Source organism: Paenibacillus thailandensis (assembly GCF_042685365.1).
Lineage (GTDB): Bacteria > Bacillota > Bacilli > Paenibacillales > Paenibacillaceae > Paenibacillus_AP > Paenibacillus_AP thailandensis.
This window is the reverse complement of the sequence record NZ_JBHUMY010000007.1, coordinates 352414-367380: the sequence shown is the minus strand read 5'-3', so window position 1 is coordinate 367380 and position 14967 is coordinate 352414. Positions and strand designations below refer to the sequence as shown.

Annotated in this window: 12 protein-coding genes and 11 tRNA genes; 19 read left to right on the top strand and 4 right to left on the bottom strand. The window is 54.5% G+C overall.

Going from position 1 to position 14967, the window contains the following annotated elements; all coding sequences use genetic code 11:
* Positions 1–159: 159 nt before the first annotated feature.
* The 13 genes from ACFSW5_RS09400 (at position 160) to ACFSW5_RS09340 (ending at position 3413) form a co-directional block, all read left to right on the top strand.
* Positions 160–235, top strand: a tRNA-Asn gene (locus tag ACFSW5_RS09400).
* A 3-nt stretch (positions 236–238) separates the two neighbouring features.
* A tRNA-Thr gene (locus tag ACFSW5_RS09395) sits at positions 239–314 on the top strand.
* 55 nt (positions 315–369) lie between these two features.
* Positions 370–444 (top strand) — tRNA-Glu (locus ACFSW5_RS09390).
* A 22-nt stretch (positions 445–466) separates the two neighbouring features.
* A tRNA-Val gene (locus tag ACFSW5_RS09385) sits at positions 467–542 on the top strand.
* Positions 543–557: 15 nt separating this feature from the next.
* A tRNA-Gln gene (locus tag ACFSW5_RS09380) sits at positions 558–632 on the top strand.
* Positions 633–637: 5 nt separating this feature from the next.
* A tRNA-Lys gene (locus tag ACFSW5_RS09375) sits at positions 638–710 on the top strand.
* An 11-nt stretch (positions 711–721) separates the two neighbouring features.
* Positions 722–801 (top strand) — tRNA-Leu (locus tag ACFSW5_RS09370).
* 272 nt (positions 802–1073) lie between these two features.
* Positions 1074–1814 carry an oxygen-insensitive NADPH nitroreductase gene (gene nfsA, locus ACFSW5_RS09365; RefSeq protein ID WP_379271792.1) on the top strand — a complete coding sequence of 247 codons (741 nt, stop codon included), beginning with the start codon at positions 1074–1076 and terminating at the stop codon, positions 1812–1814.
* 184 nt (positions 1815–1998) lie between these two features.
* The gene (locus tag ACFSW5_RS09360) at positions 1999–2844 is read left to right on the top strand and encodes an ABC transporter ATP-binding protein (protein WP_379271789.1); all 846 of its coding nucleotides are present in this window, start codon (positions 1999–2001) and stop codon (positions 2842–2844) included.
* A 241-nt stretch (positions 2845–3085) separates the two neighbouring features.
* Positions 3086–3160 (top strand) — tRNA-Gly (locus ACFSW5_RS09355).
* A gap of 1 nt (position 3161) precedes the next feature.
* Positions 3162–3238, top strand: a tRNA-Arg gene (locus tag ACFSW5_RS09350).
* Positions 3239–3255: 17 nt separating this feature from the next.
* Positions 3256–3332 (top strand) — tRNA-Pro (locus ACFSW5_RS09345).
* Positions 3333–3339: 7 nt separating this feature from the next.
* Positions 3340–3413: transfer RNA gene (locus ACFSW5_RS09340), tRNA-Gly, on the top strand.
* Positions 3414–3714: 301 nt separating this feature from the next.
* On the opposite strand, the gene ACFSW5_RS09335 is transcribed toward ACFSW5_RS09340, so the two are convergent.
* From ACFSW5_RS09335 to ACFSW5_RS09320, 4 genes are all read right to left on the bottom strand, one after another.
* Positions 3715–5019, bottom strand: a complete 1305-nt coding sequence (locus tag ACFSW5_RS09335; protein ID WP_379271787.1) for an MFS transporter — start codon at positions 5017–5019, stop codon at positions 3715–3717.
* Positions 5020–5143: 124 nt separating this feature from the next.
* Positions 5144–5320, bottom strand: coding sequence for a hypothetical protein (locus ACFSW5_RS09330; RefSeq protein WP_379271785.1), 177 nt, complete (start codon positions 5318–5320; stop codon positions 5144–5146).
* 4 nt (positions 5321–5324) lie between these two features.
* Positions 5325–5780 (bottom strand): hypothetical protein, encoded by a 456-nt coding sequence (locus tag ACFSW5_RS09325; RefSeq protein ID WP_379271783.1) that lies wholly within the window; start codon positions 5778–5780, stop codon positions 5325–5327.
* A gap of 4 nt (positions 5781–5784) precedes the next feature.
* Positions 5785–6333, bottom strand: coding sequence for an NAD(P)H-dependent oxidoreductase (locus ACFSW5_RS09320; RefSeq protein ID WP_379271781.1), 549 nt, complete (start codon positions 6331–6333; stop codon positions 5785–5787).
* Positions 6334–6486: 153 nt separating this feature from the next.
* Between ACFSW5_RS09320 and ACFSW5_RS09315 the strand changes: the two genes are divergently transcribed.
* From ACFSW5_RS09315 to ACFSW5_RS09290, 6 genes are all read left to right on the top strand, one after another.
* Entirely contained in the window at positions 6487–7122 is a 636-nt protein-coding gene (locus tag ACFSW5_RS09315; protein WP_379271779.1) for an efflux RND transporter periplasmic adaptor subunit, read from the top strand.
* Between the two features lie 10 nt (positions 7123–7132).
* Positions 7133–8647: a DHA2 family efflux MFS transporter permease subunit gene (locus tag ACFSW5_RS09310; protein ID WP_379271776.1), complete on the top strand. Its 1515-nt coding sequence runs from the start codon at positions 7133–7135 to the stop codon at positions 8645–8647.
* Positions 8648–9063: 416 nt separating this feature from the next.
* On the top strand, positions 9064–11868 hold the full coding sequence (ppc, locus tag ACFSW5_RS09305) for a phosphoenolpyruvate carboxylase (RefSeq protein WP_379271773.1): 2805 nt from the start codon (positions 9064–9066) through the stop codon (positions 11866–11868).
* A gap of 270 nt (positions 11869–12138) precedes the next feature.
* Positions 12139–13161 (top strand): S1C family serine protease, encoded by a 1023-nt coding sequence (locus ACFSW5_RS09300; protein ID WP_379271770.1) that lies wholly within the window; start codon positions 12139–12141, stop codon positions 13159–13161.
* 273 nt (positions 13162–13434) lie between these two features.
* Complete coding sequence (sigW, locus tag ACFSW5_RS09295; protein WP_379271837.1) at positions 13435–13992, top strand: RNA polymerase sigma factor SigW; 558 nt, start codon at positions 13435–13437, stop codon at positions 13990–13992.
* 61 nt (positions 13993–14053) lie between these two features.
* Entirely contained in the window at positions 14054–14740 is a 687-nt protein-coding gene (locus ACFSW5_RS09290) for a zf-HC2 domain-containing protein (RefSeq protein WP_379271768.1), read from the top strand.
* Positions 14741–14967: the final 227 nt, after the last annotated feature.

Genomic DNA, 14967 nt, shown 5'->3' with positions numbered 1-14967 from the left:
CTAATCGGTCGAGGGCTTATCCTAAAATTACCCCACAAAGTGAAGCGAAGGCTTCCGGAGCATAATCCGAATACTTTGCGGGGACCCCAAAAAGCAGCTAAAGAAGTTCATAACCTTTCGCATCCGGTTTTCAAGGCGCAATGCTTTGAGTTACAATGTTCCCTGATAGCTCAGTCGGTAGAGCACTCGACTGTTAATCGAGTTGTCACAGGTTCGAGTCCTGTTCGGGGAGCCATTTGCTCTCATAGCTCAGTCGGTAGAGTGCATCCATGGTAAGGATGAGGTCACCGGTTCGATCCCGGTTGAGAGCTCCATTTTACTTATGCATTCATATGCTTCTGCTTCCATTGGAAGTAGAGCCATCTGTGTGGCCCGTTGGTCAAGGGGTTAAGACACCTCCCTTTCACGGAGGTAACAGGGGTTCGAATCCCCTACGGGTCACCACCCACTTCATCCCAATTCGTGTGGAGGGTTAGCTCAGCTGGGAGAGCATCTGCCTTACAAGCAGAGGGTCGGGGGTTCGATCCCCTCACCCTCCACCATATAAATAATATTGTTGGGGATTAGCCAAGCGGTAAGGCAACGGACTTTGACTCCGTCATTCCAAGGTTCGAATCCTTGATCCCCAGCCATTTATGAGCCATTAGCTCAGTTGGTAGAGCACCTGACTTTTAATCAGGGTGTCGAAGGTTCGAGTCCTTCATGGCTCATGTTTTTATTTGCGCGTATGGCGGAATTGGCAGACGCACTAGACTTAGGATCTAGCGGGAGACCGTGGGGGTTCAAGTCCCTCTACGCGCATAATCAAATCGGAAGTCCTTGTTTAACAAGGGCTTCCGATTTTTTTGTATCCAAGGTAATAGGTCCGAATTGAAACACCCGCAGAGGTGTAATATAAGCCGAACAATAAATGATTCGTAAAGGAAGGAGCGTTAACATTCAGGTATAACGCTGTGAGAACACGCTTAAACCAAACGTCCGTTCGAGCAAGTTTCGATTTGCTCCTTTGACCGGCTTAGCGTAATGTAGAATATGACGAACCTTATAGAAGACAAGGAGTGTGAACCGTTCCCATGAACGAAGTCGTAAAGCTGTTAACGTCGCACAGGTCCATCCGGCAGTTTGCGGCTGATCCCGTTCCCGCCGAACAGTTGCAAGCGATTCTGGAGGCGGCTCAATGCGCGTCTACGTCCAGCAATATGCAGGCGTTTTCCGTCGTTGGCGTTACGGATCGGGAGCTGCGGGACAAGCTTGCCGAACTTAGCGGCAATCAGGCTTATGTTGCGGAGGCGCCCGTTTTCCTCGTATGGTGCGCCGATCTGTACAGATACGGGCAAGCCGTTAGCCGGCATAACGCCGCCGCCGAATCGGCAGGCTTATACACGGAGAATTTCATCGTGGCGACCGTGGATGCCGCATTGGCGGCGCAGAATGCCGCGATAGCGGCGGAATCGTTTGGTCTGGGCATTGTGTATATCGGAGGAATCCGGAACAATCCGGACGAAGTGACGCGCCTGCTGAACCTTCCGGAGGGCGTGTACCCGGTGTTTGGCATGTGTATCGGCACTCCGGCCCAAAATCCGCTGCGGCGGCCCAGGCTGCCTTTAACGGGCGTTTATTTCGAAAACCGGTATGATGCCGAGCGCACAACAGAGGCGATCGAGCAATATGACCGCGTGCACGAAGCCTATATGGCCGAACGCTCGAACGGGAAGTCGTCCGCTTCCTGGTCGGAAGCGATGGCGGCGAAAGCAATCCGCAACCGTACGCATATGCGGGAATTTTTGCGCAAACAAGGTTTTGAGCTTCAATAAACGGTTGTTCACATGTGTATAACCTAAATCAAAACGTCATCTAATCAAAAAAGAAACGCCATCCGCCATTGACAACAACGTTGAGAACAATTATCATTATGGATATAAATGATAATTGTTCTCAACATTAGAATGATTCTAATCTGATGATATACAGACGTGACGGAAGGGGCGTGCTTGTTTCGTGTTTCGCTTAACGACTTCAAACCTTAACATTGCTTACGATGACCGGCTGATCGTGCAAAATTTGAATATTGCTATCCCGCAAGGCAAAATTACGGCGCTTGTAGGATCCAACGGTTCCGGCAAGTCGACCATTCTGAAAACGATGGCGCGATTGATGAATCCGGCGGGAGGCAGCGTTCTGTTGGACGGGAAATCGATTCATAAGCAATCGACGAAAGAGGTAGCGAAACAACTCGCCATCCTTCCGCAAAATCCGACTGCACCGGACGGTTTAACCGTATCGGAGCTTGTGTCTTACGGCAGATTTCCTTATCAGAAAGGCTTCGGCACCGTCTCGAAGGAAGACCGGAAAATCGTCAAATGGGCTGTTGAAGCGACCGGTATGAGCGAATTCGCCGACCGGCCTGTCGACCAACTGTCCGGCGGCCAACGCCAACGGGCATGGATCGCGATGGCATTGGCGCAAGAGACGGATATTTTGTTCCTTGACGAGCCGACGACTTTTCTCGATATGGCTCATCAGCTCGAGGTGCTGCATCTGCTGCAGAAGCTCAACGAGCTGAATAATCGGACGGTCGTGATGGTGGTTCACGATCTGAATCACGCTTCGCGTTATGCCCATCATATGATCGCCATCAAGAAAGGGACGGTCGTTGGCGAAGGGACGCCGGAAGAAGTCATGACGCACGACATTCTGCGAGAGGTGTTTAATATCGAGGCGGATATCGTTCCGGATCCGCGCACCGGGGTTCCGCTTTGTTTGCCGTACGCGCTGGCGGGGGAACCGGCCGCGGACAAAGCGATCTTCGTCCGGGAGGAAGCGTTGACCGCGACAAGCGCGTGAATGCTGCTTAAGAAAAAGCTTTCGCATGCCACAGTTACGCCCGAGGCGTATGGCCTATGCGAAAGCTTTTTCGAATTATGGACGGCAGCTTGATTCTTTAACTGGATCACCTATAATAAAAGGGCGGCAGTCCAAAAAAATAAAAAAAAACGATAAAAAACATTTGCATTTTGCTCCGGAACGTGATATATTATATCTTGTCGCCGCGATAAATGCTATCGTTGGTGATCACGGCAACCCTGCGGACGTGGCTCAGTGGTAGAGCATCGCCTTGCCAAGGCGAGGGTCGCGAGTTCGAATCTCGTCGTCCGCTCCATGTGCCCTTAGCTCAGCTGGATAGAGCATTTGACTACGAATCAAAAGGTCGGGAGTTCGAATCTCTCAGGGCACGCCATTTTTACTTCTTCATATCGGGATGTAGCTCAGCTTGGTAGAGCACCTGGTTTGGGACCAGGGGGTCGCATGTTCGAATCGTGTCATCCCGACCATTCATTTGCGGGTGTAGTTCAATGGTAGAACTTCAGCCTTCCAAGCTGATAGCGTGGGTTCGATTCCCATCACCCGCTCCATTTATAAAACGATCGTAAACCTTGAGCCGTCAAGGTTTTTTTTGTTTATCCGCACACCGACCGATAGCGGGAATGAATAAGGCTTGAATCAACCCCAATCATAACCGACAACCGGCGCATGCCGATCTCCGGATCGATGCGCCGGTTTTTATTTTTTCCACATAAGGATTCAGAGAAAAGAAATTAACGTTGGCTTCCGTTATACACAACGCTATCCACATTATAAACAGGATTGTTTCGTAGGCCTTACGTGAATGAACAGGTATTATCCACATATCCACATGAGAAGTTGTTCACAGTTTCAGGATTGCTGCTGCAGCTGTTCTCCGGAAGCGGAGGGCATGCGGCGGCCTACGAAGCGTTTGCTTACCAGCAATACCGCAAAGCCAAACAAAGCGACGGCTCCGCCCGACAGCAGGAAGGCGGGAGCAGCTCCGAACGAAGTGACGAATAGCCCGCCCAAAAGCGGTCCAAGCAGCGTTGCTGTGGAAGTCAGGCTCGAAACGGTGCCAAATACGCGGCCGGTCTGATGGACGGGCGTTTCCTGCTGCAGCGTAATTTGAAACGGCAGGAACGTCATTCCGGCGCCAAACCCGGCCAAAAAGAAGCAGACAACGAATAAGATGTTGCCGGCGGCAAACGGCCCATAGAAGGCGAGAAGCCCCGCGCCGGCAAACACGGCTCCGAGCAGCGCCCCTCCGGCGCCCATTTTGGCCAGGGTGGTCCACTTTCGGAGCAGCTTAAGCGCAAAGGTGGCCAGCAGCGTCCCTACCCCGCTCAGCCCGATGCAGTAGCCAAGCAAATCCGAAGGCATATCCGGAATTTCGCGGAACAGGACGACGACCTGCGAATCGGCGATTTGCAGCGCGAGCAGTACGGCAACCAGCGTAACAAGACCGTAAGCCAGCACCGGTATACCGGTTATGATCCGGAGGCCCGCCCCCAGCTCGGACCAGAAGGAGCCGGTAGCCGCCTGAGCCGGTTTAGCCTCAACCTCTTTCCCTTCCCCGATCGGGGCGGCGTTCTTACCGGGCACCTTTGCCAGAAATAACGCCGATACCGCAAAAGCGCAAGCGTTTACGACAAAACATGCGGTTTCGCCGAAAGCTCCCGCTAACGCTCCGCCGATCGCGGGACCGATCATTTTGCTCCCTTGCTCGATAACCGCGCTTACGGCTACCGCCTGCTCAAGCTGTCCGTTCGGGACGATTTCCTTCAGCTTGCCGTTTTTGGCGGGGGAAAACAAAATGTCGAAGAAGCCTTTGGCTATAAGAAGAATGTAAACCTGCCACAAGGCGGCGGCGAAAATAAGCAATACCATAATGACGATCCGCGCGTAATCGGACAAGAGCATCAGCTTTTTCCGTTCCATGCGGTCCGCAAGCAGTCCGGTGAGGGGCCCGCCGACCAACATCGGCAGAACCATGCACAGCGTCGTTAGCGTAATTTCCCAAGGGGTGGCATTCCACTTGAAGCCGATCAGCGTCAGCAGCGCGATCAAGTAAAGCCAATCGCCCATGTTGGCTACGAGCTGCGACGCCATTAAGGACAGATACGGGCGGTTATGAAGCAAAGGATTCCCGGACAGCAGGTTTGATTTCTTCATAGAAAAAAACGCTCCTCTCTACGGATAAGACCATTGTATTCCAAGAGAAGAGCGTGCTCATCGGCCTGCAGCCCGAGACTTAAGGGGCTTGGAGGAGGATCGTGGAGCAAAGCTGCGGGCTGTGCTAAACAAGCGGCTGCCAGTCCGCTTCGGCGCCGTCGTTCGTATTAGGGCCTGTCTCGTTCGTTACGGACTTCGAGTGCGCAAACTGCCTTAACGCTTGCCTGTAATCCTGATCGGTCAGGACATCCGCCTCCTCTCCGAACGATTGGATAACGTCGTATACTTCATGGTCGCTCATGCGGCTAGTCTCCTTTCTCGCGGGAAGCTTGGCGGTTCATCGCGCGAAGCGCGTCGCGGTAAGCGTGGTCGGACTTCATCTTGTCGAGGATATCATCGCTCTCTTTATTGGAAAGATGGAGAAGCGAGCTGCGAAAATCGTTGTCGCGGGCCAGCTTGACGGCTGCCGGCGTTTTGACTCTTTTGGGAGGGACGTAACGCCCCTTATCGCCGGCGGCCTTGTTAGGCTGCGGCTCGTCATGCTCCGCCGGGGCGGCGGCACGCTCCGTGTCGGCGGGCGCCGCCGCCGGATCGGCCCCCTCTTCAAGCGCGATCGTCGGTTCGTTCGCGGTTAGAGACTCGCCGGTCTCGGGCGACTCGGATTCAGGGCTGTCTATGGTTTTCGGTCTGGAGGCTCTGGCGTTGTACACGATCAGAAAGATTAATCCGACGACGACAACGGCAATGAATACCCAAATCATAAGCTCAGTACCTTGACGAACGGAGCTGCTGGGCGATTTCGGCGACTCGTTTCCCAAGCGCCCTGCCGAGCACCAGGTCGTTGCCGCGGGGCAGATTGAGCGGGTCGTCCGGCGACTGCTCCACCGGGCAAACGATGCCGACGCCGTAATAGGAGCCGTACAGCGCGTTCTCCGGAATATTGCCCGGCAGACCTGCAATGATCATCCCTTGATGCAGCATCGGAATGATCAAACTGAGAAGAGTCGCCTCTATGCCGCCATGTTGGGTCGCCGTCGTGCAGAACACGCCGCCTACCTTGCCGACCAGCTGGCCCTTCGCCCACAAATAGCCCAGCCGGTCTATAAATTCCTTCAAGCCGGAGCTTACGGTACCGAAGTGGCCCGCGCATCCCCATAGAATCGCATCCATATCGGCCAAATCGCGCGGATCGGCTTCGTCCACGCGGCGGAGCGTTACTTCGGCGTTGCGGACCAAGCCCGCCCCTTCGGCCACGGAACGGGCAAGCGCTTCGGTATGACCGCTTTCGCTGTCGTACACAACGTATGCTTTCATCGTATTCGTCTCCTTTTGCAGAGCCATAGTCGTACATATTTGTTCCCAAAGACGAGATTATTATGATTTTGAGGGCGTGGAATATTTCTCTCCCATATCGAGCAAAATCAACCAAGGATAAGCGATTAACTTAACGGGAGTGAAGTTAGCGATATGAATGCTCGCGCGATACTTATCAATGTCATCGTAATTGTCGTCATATTGGCGGCCGCAGGCGGAGGCATTTATTATTACACGGAAACGGCCAATTACATTAAGACCGATAATGCGCAAGTAACCGGAACGCAAGTGTCGATCGCCTCTCCCGCAGCGGGGAAGCTGGACACGTGGAGAGGGGAAGTAGGCAAAGAATACAAAGAGGGGGATACGATCGGAACCGTCCAAGCGGATGGGCAGACCGTATCCGTTAAAGCGCCGGCCGACGGGACGATCGTCCAGCAGACGGCTGTAACGAATATGTTCGTATCCGCAGGCATGTCGCTGGCCAAGACGTATGATCTGGACGATCTGTGGATTACCGCCAATATTGAAGAAACCCGAATCAACGATCTGGAAGTAGGGCAAACCGTCGACGTTTATGTGGACGCTTTTCCCGATGATACGCTGACGGGGCGCGTGGAGCAGATCGGTCTGGCAACGGCGGGAAGCTTCTCGCTGCTGCCCGCTTCGAATACGGATGCCAGCTATACGAAGGTTACCCAGGTCATTCCGGTCACGATCTCCATCGAAGGCTACGGAAGCTTAGGATTGGTACCGGGAATGAACGCGACCGTCCGAATCCACATTTAAGGTGGCCGATATGGCGAATATTTCAATTGGCCGCACGATTACGTCCCTCCTGCTCGGGGCGTTCGTGGCCATCTTAAATCAAACGCTGTTAAACGTAGCGCTGCCTCATATTATGGCCGATTTCAATATATCGGCGACGACCGCGCAATGGCTTTCTACGGCCTACATGCTCGTAAACGGGGTGCTTGTCCCGGTATCGGCGTATTTGATCGAAAAATACGGGACCCGTCTTCTGTTCGTCATCGCCATGAGCCTGTTTGCGGCAGGATCGCTCATCTGCGCAATCAGCACGGGCTTCAGCATCCTGCTGATCGGCCGGATCGTGCAGGCCGCCGGAGCGGGCATTATTATGCCGCTTGTAATGAACGTGTTTCTGACCGTATTCCCGCCCGAGCGGCGGGGGGCGGCAATGGGGATGGTCGGCATCGCCATGATGTTTGCTCCGGCGATCGGGCCGACGCTGTCCGGCTGGATCGTGGAGCATTACAACTGGCGGCTGCTGTTCGTTATGGTCATTCCGCTTGCGATCCTCGATATTGTCCTGTCGGTCCTTTGGCTGCGGAACGTATCCAAGCTCGGCAATCCGAAATTTGATTTGCTTGGCGCTTTGTTTTCCACCGTTGGCTTCGGGGCTTTGCTTTACGGCTTCAGCTCGGCGGGGGACAAAGGCTGGGACAGCGGACTCGTCTTGTCGATGCTGGCGATCGGCGCCTTGTTCATTCTCTTCTTCGTGCTGCGGGAGCTGGGGATGGACAATCCGATGCTGGAATTCCGGGTGTTTAAATACGATATTTTCACGATTTCCACAATCGTCGGCGCTGCCGTTACGATGGCGATGTTCGGCGGCATGCTGCTGCTGCCTATTTATTTGCAGAACATCCGCGGCTTTACGCCTCTGGAATCCGGTCTGCTCCTGCTGCCCGGCGCCTTGCTGATGGGGGTCATGTCTCCGATATCCGGATCGCTGTACGACCGGATCGGTTCCCGGCCGCTTGCGATCGTCGGGCTGATCATTACCGTCTTCTCGACTTACGAATTCAGCAAGTTTACGAGCGATACGTCGTTTGGGCATATTATGCTGCTTTATACCGTTCGCAGCTTCGGCATGTCGCTGCTCATGATGTCCGTGCAGACGGAAGGACTGAACCAGCTGCCGCCGAAGCTTGCGAGCCACGGTACGGCGATGTCGAATACGATGAGGCAAGTGTCGGGATCGATCGGTACGGCTTGGCTTGTGACGGTCATGTCCTCCAGGACCGAGGTGCATCTGGGCGATTTTCGAAATACGGTAACGGCCGCGAACCCGAACGTCGTGGAGCAGATCAACAATCTCGGAGCGGGCATGGCCGCCCTTATGGGACTGCCTCCAGCGGCGGGGCAATCGCTTGCGGTCCAGACGGTTTACAGTATGGCGGCGGTGCAATCGACGATTAAAGGCATTAACGATGCTTTTATCGTGGCGACCTTTATTGCCGGGGCGGGGTTGTTCTTCTCGTTTTTCCTGCGGCGGGCCGTTAAGCGTTGAACGCGTTGAACGGCGCTGCCGGCAGGCCGCGGCGGCCCGGGACTCCTACGGGTCATCCGGGTCCATCGGTTCGTTCTGGCGATAAACCGGCCTCCCGGATTCGGGAAGCGCCGGTTTTTTTGCATGACCACCACGGAATTTAATGGTTTCCGAAGTCATTTGCAGTATAAATTGGATTTATCGGTAAAAGCACCCTTTGACCGCGGTCATTCATTCTCGAAGGACTTCGCTAGAAATATTTCTCATTTGGGCTGATCATGAAGCAAAAACCGAACAATTATCGGCGAAAGTTCCCGATTCGTGCAGTACTTTGTCAAAATCGTGTGCGTACGGACTTCTACCGGTTTGCAATTTGTAGTATGATTAGAAGAAGGAAATAGGGCGTTAGTACACTGACGCTGCACAGGAGGCTTAATATGTCGGAACAGAATTTGGCCGTAACCAATGCGAGCCGCCAGCAGTCCACCAATCTGCTGCGGCGGGATGTCCGTTTTCTAGGAAACATACTGGGCGAGGTGCTTGTTCATCAAGGCGGGCAGGAGCTGCTCGACATTGTAGAGCACATTCGGGAATCAAGCAAATCTTTGCGGGCAGCTTATAAACCTGAATTGTTTGAACAATTCAAATTGACTGTTTCTTCCCTCAGTCCGGAGAAACGCCATAACGTCATCCGGGCTTTCGCTATTTATTTCCAATTATTGAACATTGCCGAACAGAACCATCGGATCAGACGCAAACGCGATTACGAGCGCTCGGCCGGCGAAGCCGTCCAGAACGGTTCGATCGAAAGCGCGGTCCGCGACTTGAAGGAGAGGAATATTCCGGCGGACGCCGTTCAGGAGATGCTGCAGGGCATTTCGCTTGAGCTGGTCATGACCGCTCACCCGACGGAAGCGACCCGGCGCGTCGTGCAGAATATTCACAAGCGTATTGCCGACGGCATGATGGAGCTGGACAATCCGTCCCTCACGCATCGCGAGCGGGAGAAGCTCCGGGAGAAGCTGGTCAACGAAGTGTTGATCCTGTGGCAAACGGACGAGATCCGCGACCGCAAGCCGACGGTTATCGACGAGGTGCGCAACGGCTTGTATTATTTCGACGAGACGCTGTTCGAAGCGCTGCCGAGCGTTTACGAGGAGCTCGAGCGCTGCCTTGCGAAATATTATCCGGAAAGCAAATGGCACGCGCCGACGTACCTGCGTTTCGGATCGTGGATCGGAGGCGACCGGGACGGCAACCCTTCCGTCAAGGCAAAAATCACGTGGCAGACGCTTACGATGCACCGCGGCCTCGTTATCCGCAAGTACGAAGAGCAGCTGAAGGATTTGATGAAGCTGCTCAGCTTCAGCACGTCGATCATCAGCATTTCGGACGAACTTGAGCAGTCGATTGCGAAAGACCGCGAACAGATCGCGCTGAAGAACGTCGATCTGTGGCGCAATACGAAGGAGCCGTACCGGATCAAGCTCGGCTATATGCAGGAGAAGCTGGCGAATACCCGCGACGAGTCGCTGAAAGGCTCACCGATGCGCTACAACTCGCCGCAGGAGCTGCTGGAGGATCTGTATATTATCGACCGCAGTCTGCGCAGCCATTATGCCGATTATGTGGCCGACACGAATCTGTCGAAGATTATTCGCCAGGTCGAGCTGTTCGGCTTCCATCTGGCCAAGCTGGACGTCCGCCAGCACAGTAAAGAGCACGAGAACGCGATGACCGAAATATTGGCGAAGATGAACGTGACGGACAATTACGCGGCGCTTTCCGAGGAAGAGAAGATCAACCTTCTGGCAAAGCTGCTGGCCGACCCGCGTCCGCTTACGTCGAACCATCTGAGCTATTCCGAATCGACGCGGGAATGTCTGGACGTATTCGAAACGATCTACCGCGCGCAGCATGAATTCGGCAAGGAATGCATCGGCAGCTACCTGATCAGCATGACGCAAGGAGCCAGCGATATGCTGGAGGTTATGGTATTCGCGAAAGAAGTCGGCCTTTTCCGGAAGGAAGCGGACGGCACGATCGCGTGTACGCTGCAGTCGGTACCGCTGTTCGAAACGATCGACGACCTGCACGCCGCTTCCGCCATTATGAAGAAGCTGTTCGAGCTGCCGATCTACCGCCAAGCGGTCGAAGCGTGCGGCAACTTGCACGAGATCATGCTTGGTTATTCGGACAGCAACAAGGACGGCGGGGTCGTTCCGGCGAACTGGGAGCTGCGCGTGGCGATGAACGAAATTACCGACGTAGCCGGCAAATACGGCGTGAAGGTGAAGTTTTTCCACGGGCGCGGAGGAGCGCTCGGACGGGGCGGCATGCCGCTTAACCGCAGCATTCTGGCCCAGCCGCCTCATACGATCGGCGGCGGCATCAAAATTACCGAGCAAGGCGAAGTGTTGTCTTCCCGTTATGCGATGCAAGGGATCGCTTACCGCAGTCTCGAGCAGGCCACCTGGGCGCTCATTACGGCGGCAAGGCTTGCGAAATACCCGGAAGAGCAGCCGGAGACGCTGACCGCCTGGGAAGATATTTCGCGCAGCATTTCGGAGACGGCGCTGAAGAAGTATCAGGATCTTATTTTCCGCGATCCGGATTTCATGACCTTCTTCAAAGAATCGACGCCGCTGGCCGAAGTTGGCGAGCTGAATATCGGCTCCCGTCCTTCCAAACGGAAAAACAGCGACAGCTTCGAGGATTTGCGCGCGATTCCGTGGGTGTTCGCATGGACGCAAAGCCGTTACCTGCTCCCTGCCTGGTATGCGGCCGGAACCGCGTTTAAGGCGTATATCGGCAACGATCCGGAGAAGCTGGAGACGCTTAAGACGATGTATGTCGAGTTTCCGTTCTTCCGCACGCTCATCGACAACCTGCAGATGGCGCTGGCGAAAGCCGACCTGCTTATTGCACGGCAATACGCGAACATGGTGGCGGACCGGACCGTTCGCGACCGCATCTTCGGCTTGATCGAAGAAGAGTTCAAGCTGACGAGCGAGCTTATTCTGCAAATTACGGGACAGGAAGAAATACTGGATAACGTCCCGGTCATTCAAGAGTCGATCCGGCTGCGGAATCCGTATGTCGATCCGCTCAGCTACCTGCAAGTGCAGCTTCTGACCGAGCTTCGGGCCGCCCGTCTGAAGGACGAGGACGATACCGAACTGCTGCGCGAAGTGCTGCTGACCATTAACGGCATTGCCGGCGGGCTCCGCAATACGGGCTGATATGCCGCCAAACGCTAACGCTTGTAGAATAGAACCGGATTCGCTGCGCCCGTTTCGGGGTGCGGCGGTCCGGTTTTTTTGCCGTTATATAACGAGGCTATGACATCGACAAAGTCTCAAGAAATTACATTTCTAATCGTTCTTTTAACTCCCTTTCATTTTCGTTTAAGGTGGATGCCGCATCATAGAGACATAGGGAGCGGGAGTGAAGGAAGCAGCGAATTCCCGCCAGCGGCGTCATGAAAGACGTTAGTGGAGGAGGAGTTTAAGATGACAAACTTTGACGATATGAAGCAAGAGCAAACTAACGCCGGCAGCCGCCATCTGCAGATGGCAACGGCATACGAACGGGAACTGAACAAATACGCAGGCCAGCTTCCGGCGGAGCCTGCCCGGAAGAAAAGAAGCGCCGCGCGCTCGATGTTTGCCGCCTTTATGGCGGGTGCGATTGCGGTCGGCGGCTTGATGTACGGCGCCGACCGTGGCCAGTGGTTCACCGGAGGCGATTCGTCCGGCGGACCGGTGTCGTCCGCGGTATCTTCCGCGCTGCAGGATGCGGGGCTGTCGACGGCGTCAAGCGGCAGCACGGTGGAATCGGACATCTCCGAAGTGTACGAGCAGGCCAGCCCGGCCGTCGTTCTGATCGAAAATTACGGCGAGACGCGCCAATCGATGTACGGCGCTTCGCAATTCGATTATTTCTTCGGAGGGGGCCGGCAGCAGCAGCCGGACAATACGGAATCCGAGCTGCAGCTGACCGGCGAAGGAACCGGCTTCTTTTTCGATAAATCCGGCTACATTCTGACGAACGAGCACGTCATCGACGGAGCGAAAGAGCTGAAGGTAACGGTCGAGGGCTATGACGAGCCGTTCACCGCGACCGTTGTCGGCAGCAGCGAAGAGCTTGATCTGGCTGTGCTGAAGGTGGAGGGAGACGGCGACTTCCCTTACCTTACGCTGGGCGATTCGGACGGAACGCAAATCGGCGATTGGGTCATCGCGATCGGCAACCCTTACGGCTTTGACCATACGATGACGGTAGGGGTATTGAGCGCGAAAGAACGCCCGATCACGGTGGCGAACGATGACGGCACGGAGCAGGTTTACGAGCACTTGCTGCAGACGGACGCTTCGATTAACCCGGGCAACTCCGGCGGACCGCTGCTGAACGCAAGCGGCCAGGTCATCGGCATCAATACGGCGGTCAGCGCGGAAGCGCAAGGCATCGGCTTCGCCATTCCGGCAAGCACGATCAAGGGCGCGCTTGAATCATTGATGACGAACTCTCTATAATTTTATCATCTCTTGGAACCGGGCCTTTGTGCCCGGTTTTCGTTCTTTTGTCTGCCGCGAGAAGAGGCTGCGCTCATGCGGAAATTTGTCGTTTTTTCGACGCAGGAAGGGCAAGACAACCGGTGTAAATTGTGGTTATGGCTTGCATTTTCGTGTCGGGTCGATTACCATTTTTTTATAAGATTCCGTGCTTGAGAGGAGCATGAAATCCGGCTTAAACGGCCTTATCGGGTCTCAAGCGGAATGAGAGTTGGAGGAGAAGCGGTGAACGTAATGGAAGCCCGCCTCGCCAAGCTGGCGTTAAAGGGCGATCAGCGGGCATTTGCCGAGCTAGTTGAGCTGTATCAGGACAAGCTGTTCCATATGGCCTATCGAATGCTGAATAACCGCCAGGAAGCGGAAGATATCGTACAGGATACGTTTTTGCGCGTCTATAAAAATTTGGACAAATACGACGAGAACTTGAAATTTTCGACATGGATCTACCGCATCGCGACCAATCTGTGCATCGACCGGCTGCGGAAGCGCAAGCCTTCCTATTCGCTGGATGCGGAGTCGTCGGAGCACGAAGGGCTTGACGGCTACTCCATGATTCCAAGCGACAACCGGACGCCGGAATCCGAGGTGCTGCTGACGGAAACGCAACGGATCGTGCATCAGGCGATCGAGACGCTTCCGCCGAAGTACAAGACGATTATGATGCTGCGGTATATTCAGGACATGTCCCTGCAGGAAATCGGCGACGTGCTGGACATGCCGGTCACGACGATTAAGACGAGGGTGCACCGCGGCCGCGAGTTTCTGCGGAAAAAGCTTGAACATAAGCTGTAAGCGCACGGAATGATGAATTATTTTTTTTGAAACATCATCGAAATCGGAACGTACTTTATAGATGAGACAGATTAAAAAGTTTCGAAGCAACTTGAAGAAAGGACTGGCTGCTATGAACTGCAACGTCGCCAACGTATGGATGCATGATTATTTCGACGGCGAGCTGCCGCGTGACGATATAGCTCTGCTGAAGAACCATCTCCGGACATGTCCAAGCTGCATGGCCAGGTTCGAGCAGCTGGAGCGGACGGAGGCTATCGTGCATGCTTCGATTGAAGCTGTGTTGCCTGAAGCGGGGTACGACCGCGACGCCTCCCGCCGATTGACGGATCGGATTATGGCCCATCTTCCGAAACCTGCCGGTCAGGATCGGAAACGGCTGCTTCGGGTGCTGTACCGTTATCCGGGACTTGCCGTGGCTGCCGTCTTCATGCTGGTCATGCTCGGAAGCTTCATGGCGATGTGGGAGCAAGACTCGAAGCTTATCGTTTCGGGTGAAGACCTGCAGCATGTCGTGATCGAGGGCAACAACGTCATCGTTCCCGCCGGCACGCAGGTGAACGGCAATCTCATCGTCGAGAACGGCGTCGCCGACGTCCAGGGCGAGGTCAACGGGAACGTGACCGTCATCGACGGCAAGCTGAATCTGGCATCCACGGGCCATATTATCGGACAAAGCCGGACGATCGACCAGGCGCTGGATTGGTTCTGGTACAAGGTAACCGAAACCTTTTCGAATATGTACTAGTCGAACTGCCTCCCTGCGAGGGCGGCAGTTTTCTTTTTTTATTCGGCCGGATTGGACGGTTTCGGCCCGGTTTGTTTTTTGCGCATCAAATCCATTATGATATAAAAAGCTTCTCCCGAAGCATTAGAGGCTGCTCTTCATGCCAATAAGAATTGAAGAATCGGGATGCCCTGGCAATTTATAAATTGTTATGTGGTAAAATAGGAGTTGCAAAGCCGTTCCCGGCA

Coding starts and splice junctions, on each gene's coding strand:
- nfsA (WP_379271792.1), top strand. CDS start 1,074: ATGAACGAAGTCGTAAAGCTGTTAACGTCGCACAGGTCCATCCGGCAG.
- ACFSW5_RS09335 (WP_379271787.1), bottom strand. CDS start 5,019: ATGAAGAAATCAAACCTGCTGTCCGGGAATCCTTTGCTTCATAACCGC.
- ACFSW5_RS09330 (WP_379271785.1), bottom strand. CDS start 5,320: ATGAGCGACCATGAAGTATACGACGTTATCCAATCGTTCGGAGAGGAG.
- ACFSW5_RS09325 (WP_379271783.1), bottom strand. CDS start 5,780: ATGATTTGGGTATTCATTGCCGTTGTCGTCGTCGGATTAATCTTTCTG.
- ACFSW5_RS09320 (WP_379271781.1), bottom strand. CDS start 6,333: ATGAAAGCATACGTTGTGTACGACAGCGAAAGCGGTCATACCGAAGCG.
- ACFSW5_RS09315 (WP_379271779.1), top strand. CDS start 6,487: ATGAATGCTCGCGCGATACTTATCAATGTCATCGTAATTGTCGTCATA.
- ACFSW5_RS09310 (WP_379271776.1), top strand. CDS start 7,133: ATGGCGAATATTTCAATTGGCCGCACGATTACGTCCCTCCTGCTCGGG.
- ppc (WP_379271773.1), top strand. CDS start 9,064: ATGTCGGAACAGAATTTGGCCGTAACCAATGCGAGCCGCCAGCAGTCC.
- ACFSW5_RS09300 (WP_379271770.1), top strand. CDS start 12,139: ATGACAAACTTTGACGATATGAAGCAAGAGCAAACTAACGCCGGCAGC.
- sigW (WP_379271837.1), top strand. CDS start 13,435: ATGGAAGCCCGCCTCGCCAAGCTGGCGTTAAAGGGCGATCAGCGGGCA.
- ACFSW5_RS09290 (WP_379271768.1), top strand. CDS start 14,054: ATGAGACAGATTAAAAAGTTTCGAAGCAACTTGAAGAAAGGACTGGCT.